The 4984-nt window shown below is 34.2% G+C and carries 4 protein-coding genes; 1 reads left to right on the top strand and 3 read right to left on the bottom strand.

What is annotated here, in order from left to right; genetic code table 11:
- Positions 1-629 precede the first annotated feature (629 nt).
- Both smpB and F6K54_RS40130 read right to left on the bottom strand, forming a co-directional pair.
- On the bottom strand, positions 630-1100 hold the full coding sequence (smpB, locus tag F6K54_RS40135) for an SsrA-binding protein SmpB (protein WP_293089941.1): 471 nt from the start codon (positions 1098-1100) through the stop codon (positions 630-632).
- 844 nt (positions 1101-1944) lie between these two features.
- Positions 1945-2721: a hypothetical protein gene (locus F6K54_RS40130; RefSeq protein WP_293089939.1), complete on the bottom strand. Its 777-nt coding sequence runs from the start codon at positions 2719-2721 to the stop codon at positions 1945-1947.
- Positions 2722-3379: 658 nt separating this feature from the next.
- Here F6K54_RS40130 and F6K54_RS40125 point away from each other — a divergent pair.
- Positions 3380-4027: a metallophosphoesterase gene (locus tag F6K54_RS40125; protein ID WP_366558384.1), complete on the top strand. Its 648-nt coding sequence runs from the start codon at positions 3380-3382 to the stop codon at positions 4025-4027.
- A gap of 378 nt (positions 4028-4405) precedes the next feature.
- Here F6K54_RS40125 and F6K54_RS40120 read toward each other — a convergent pair whose 3' ends face one another.
- A complete protein-coding gene (locus F6K54_RS40120; protein ID WP_293089937.1) occupies positions 4406-4735 on the bottom strand; it encodes a DUF3082 domain-containing protein in 330 nt (109 codons plus the stop codon).
- Between the last annotated feature and the right edge of the window lie 249 nt (positions 4736-4984).

The raw sequence follows: 4984 nt of genomic DNA, 5'->3' as shown, positions 1-4984 counted from the left end.
TATTGTACGATCTTCCGATCTTACTAATATAAAATATGGTTGAATACTTATTATATATTTGGGAGATAGGGAGATAGGGAGATGGGGTGATGGGGAGATGGGGAGATGGGGTGATGGGGTGATGGGGTGATGGGGTGATGGGGTGATGGGGTGATGGGGTGATGGGGTGATGGGGAGGTTAAATATTGAAGTGTAAATAGAATGATAAACAGATACTGTATAACTGGATTATATTTCTATATAACTAATAAGTATTATTCAATTTACCGAATAATTCAGGTTTAAAGCCTTTTTTTTAAATTATATGAAATACGTTAATGTTTACTATCAAAGATTGACAGGGAGATGGGGAGATGGGGAGATTCGTAGGTAGTACAATTTTTTGTATTTCATATTAAGAAATAAAGAAAAAAATCTTTTTCATAAATCCTATCCATTTTCAAGAAAGATAATGATTAATTATTAATTTTTGAATGAGCAAACTAAAGCTTCAAACTTGCTAAGTAAGGATAAAACTTGGTAGCTCTAGTGCAGGATAGCGGAAATAACTGGTTACAAAATCCTAAAACAATTACAAATTAATACTTTTGACTTTTAACTTTTGACTTTATAACTTCCGCGTAGCGGCTCTAGTATTGCTTCATTACTCTTTGCATAGTCCGTTTATCATCTCGTTGTTTAATAGTTTCACGTTTATCATGGAGCTTTTTACCCTGTGCCAAAGCAATATCAACTTTTACCCAACCCCGCTTAAAATACATCCTCAATGGAACTAAAGTTAATCCCTGTTGTTCTACCTTACCAATCAATTTACGAATTTCTTGTTTGTGTAACAATAGTCTCCTACTACGACGAGGTTCGTGATTGAAAAATTCTCCTGCTTTTTGATATGGAGAAATATGAACATTCAGTAACCATGCTTCATTATTACGAATTAAGGCATAACCATCTCGTAAGTTAACCTTACCTTCTCGGATTGATTTTACCTCTGTTCCTTGTAATGCAACACCAGCTTCATAAGTTTCAATAATATGATAGTTAAATCTAGCTTGGCGATTATCACTAATTATTTTATATCCTTCACCACTTTTTTTATTCATAAGATATTCTAAGTACACTTTATTTTTTATCTGTAATTTTTAATTATACTACAAAATTATTGGTTATGGCAACAGATGAATTAAAGTAAGCATTTCCTGCGGAATGCTGCGCAAACAGCTATTAGCCGTCAGCTATCAGCAATAAAACTCTGTGCTTAAGAAAGGAGTTTAAATGAGTATAGACTTTGAAGCTGACTTTTGTAGTAAGATTTTTCGTTTCTCAATTAAGAAAGCTTTTATCACTAACTAAAGGCAATAGCTGATAGCTGATAGCTGATAGCTGATAGCTGATAGCTGACGGCTGAATGCTTACGAATTAAAACACCACTATAAATAAAAAACTTTAATAATATACTTTTTGTATAAATGCCTTGGTTATCAATAGCTGAATCAACTATAATTAAATATTTTGCCGATAATTAAGCTATTTTAATTTACAGCAGATTCCTCGCATAAGAAGTACAGATATTAACAATTAAATCTTCCCAGTGCGGGCATCTTGCCCGCGATGGGTGTACCTCACTAAGGTGGAATCCGCTTTTATTAATGGATAATGGATAATTACCTCTGGTTAAAACCGTCCTTGATTGGATATAAGGAAATATTATTTCTTTTTTCCCCTTAAAAGGGGAGGCTTTAAACCAGAATCATTTAATTATTAATTATTAATTATTAATAATTCGGTAAGTGGGAGCAGGCATCCTGCCTGTCTCCATCTTGCCTGTCCAGAAAATATCAGGAACGGGGAACGGGAACGGGCAAGATGCCCATTCCACAAAACTACAAAACTATAAAACTATAAAACTATTAAAATCATCCTTCTGACTTCTGACTTCTGACTTCGTTAACCTGGTATTTCCAACAGCGATCGCTCTAAAATAATCATCTCAGAATTAATCACTGAACTACGAGCTATAACTCTACCTTGAAAGTTCATAACTTGTAATTTACTAAAGTCTAAATCTTGTGCTTCTTCAAACATTTGGTTAACTAATTTATCTTGTTCTTCCTCAGTTTTGTCATACCAATCATTATTCAGTTCAACAATTAATAAACTACTGGGAAAATTAACTCTTAAAGACTCAGTAATTCCGCCACCATATTGATTAATAAGATCATCAATTTGATTTTGAATTGACACAATTAAAGTTTGCTCTGGTGTCAACTTTGGAGGTGGAGCTATAGTTTCTTCCACAGATTCAGGAGCTTCAGAAAATGAATCTTCGGATACTTCTGGATCTACACTTAGAGGTAGAGACTCTTCCGGGGCGATCGCTTCTGTTTCTTCAGCTATAGGAATATCCGCCACTTCAGTAGGAGGTTGATCAGGGGAAAAAGAAACAAAAATAATTACCAGAATGAGGACAAAAATACCAGCGATCGCCCCCGTTAATAACCCATCAGAAAGCTTTTGACTTAGGGACTCTGGTAATAAGGAACGAACTGATCCTAAAACCTGCTGTCCAAGACTAGGTTTGGCCACTACTGATTGTTTCTCAGTAGTAGATTGTTGTTCAGGTGGACTTTCGGGTGTCACAGAAGCAGTTTCTGTTGATTCTTGATAGACTGCTTCAGTTTCAGGTTGTTCTAAATTTGGTTGCTGTGGTTGTTCTTCTGACATTTACTTTATACCTTGTTGGACGAAACAAATCGATGGATAAAACGATAAATTAATAAAAGACAAATTTGTACTCTGGACTATAGTCCTTTTTCTACTTAATATTTATTTTCTCAAATGATAAGTATTAAAGGTCGTAAATTTTTATTTCTAAGTAGTCTCAGCAGGGTTAGTGTTACTGGTATATGCAGCAAAATAGTCAAAAGTATTAATTTTTTTAGTCCTGCTAATGCACTAACATTAAGCAATTCTTCCTCTGTTCAAACAAACCCTATTTTCAGATTTGTTTCTGTGGCGGATACTGGTACAGGAGGCTAAAGATCAATTTGCTGTAGCTGAAGCTATGAAGCTTTATTTTTTACCGAATAATTAAGGTTTCAAACCTCTCCTTTAAAGGAGAAAAAATAAAAAATTTTTCTTTTAGTCATATCAAATCCGATTAAACAGCCATAGAATGGTTAACTTAGGAGGAGTCAGGAGTCAGGAGTCAGGAGTCAGGAGGAGAAAGAATTACAAAGATAAGCGTAGTTATGACGATTGAAGAATTTTTTTATGTCCAATTAAAAGGATTTGATATCAATCCTCTTCTTGAAAAGAAGAGGTAATTATTAATTATTAATTATCCATTATCCATTAATGAAAATATCCTTTTGACTTTGTAATTCTTGGTGGCGATAATATTTATGAAGATGGAGAAATTGAAAAAATAGAAGATGTTTTTGAGAAGCCATATAAATCTTTACTAGAAAAAGAAGTTAAATTTTATGCCTGCTTAGGCAACCACGATATTCGTACTGAAAATGGAGACTTGGAAGTAAAATATCCAGGTTTTAATATGGCCGGAAGATACTATACTTTTCAGCATCACCCAATTCAATTTTTTGCTTTAGATACTAATATTAATGCTGACTGGAAAACCCAATTAAAATGGTTAGAAAAAGAATTGAGTAACAGTGAAACACCTTGGAAAATAGTCTTTGGTCATCATCAAATTTATTCTTCTGGAATGTATGGCTTAAATGAAGATTTTATTCAAACTTTAACCCCCCTATTTAAAAAATATGGAGTTCAGCTTTATATTAATGGGCATGAACATGATTATGAAAGAACTAGCTTAATTAATGGCACTACTTATTTAATTTGTGGCGCGGGTGGCAAACAACGTCCTGTAGGGAAATCAGAGTGGACTGAATATTCTACAAGTGATTTTAGTTTTGCTGCTTTTGATGTTTATGAAGACTATATAATTGTTAAAGGTATCGATGTAAATAATCGTGTTTTTAACGAAGGTATAATTAAGCTTAGTTGAAGTAATAAGGTAAGCATTTCCTGCGGAATGCTGCGCAAACAGGTGTCAGCTATTAGCCATCAGTTATTAACTTAATTGCCTTTACAAGGAGGAATTCAGAGTTTAAAGATTTAACCGAATTAAAAGTATAAAATAAATTAGCTACTGGCTCACGATTTAATATTACCGAAAAATTGTGGTTTAAAGCCTCCCCTTTTAAGGGGATAATAAAGAAAAATTTTTCCTTTGAGTCAATCCTCTTCTTTTCAAGGAGAGGTAATTATTAATTATTAATTATTCATTATTCATTGTTGAATCAAATCCTCATATTAATTGTTAATTTTCGAGCTGCCCTATAACATCTAAAGAAGTAAATATTTATCTCCAATTTTTCACTATTCAACCTTCATTGGGGGGCATCTCCTTATTTGTAAATCGCTGAATAATAATTTGTATAGCTAAAGCAACTAAACCTAAAGTAACCATCGCACACATACAAGCAGCTAAAGCAATAACTCCCACTACTAAAGCACGAACAGCAGTGGAAATATTCACCACAAAAACGTTATCTGAAATAATAGGTTTACTAGCAAATGTTTCAGAAATAGATTTCATTAACATATAGGCAAGTGTGGCTAATCCACCAGAAATTATCGCACTAGCCAAACATTGTAAAGGATTGACATTTGAAGTAGATTTTTTATCAGATTTAGGAGTTAAATTAGTCATAGATTTTGAATGGTTGAAGTCGGGTTAACAAAGTCAGAAGTCAGAAGTCATATCATGTCCGGTTGAATAATTAGACTTTGCTGGAAGGAAGGCAGGAGGCAGGAGGCAGGAGGCAGAAGGTTTTCTCCCATTTTTACCTTAATTTTATACACGCTCCGGTGCTACCGGACATGATATCAGAAGTCAACCCACCCCTCGCCCCTAACCCCTCCCAACCCACCCCTAACCCCTCCCAGGAGAGGTCTGAAG

The organism is Okeania sp. SIO3B5, from assembly GCF_010692555.1.
Taxonomy (GTDB): Bacteria; Cyanobacteriota; Cyanobacteriia; order Cyanobacteriales; family Microcoleaceae; genus Okeania.
Note: the sequence above shows the minus strand (reverse complement) of the source record. Positions and strands in the feature narration are given on the sequence as shown.

Excerpts from the sequence above, each read along its gene's own strand:
- F6K54_RS40130 (WP_293089939.1), bottom strand. The coding sequence starts at position 2,721 with ATGTCAGAAGAACAACCACAGCAACCAAATTTAGAACAACCTGAAACT.
- F6K54_RS40120 (WP_293089937.1), bottom strand. The coding sequence starts at position 4,735 with ATGACTAATTTAACTCCTAAATCTGATAAAAAATCTACTTCAAATGTC.
- smpB (WP_293089941.1), bottom strand. The coding sequence starts at position 1,100 with ATGAATAAAAAAAGTGGTGAAGGATATAAAATAATTAGTGATAATCGC.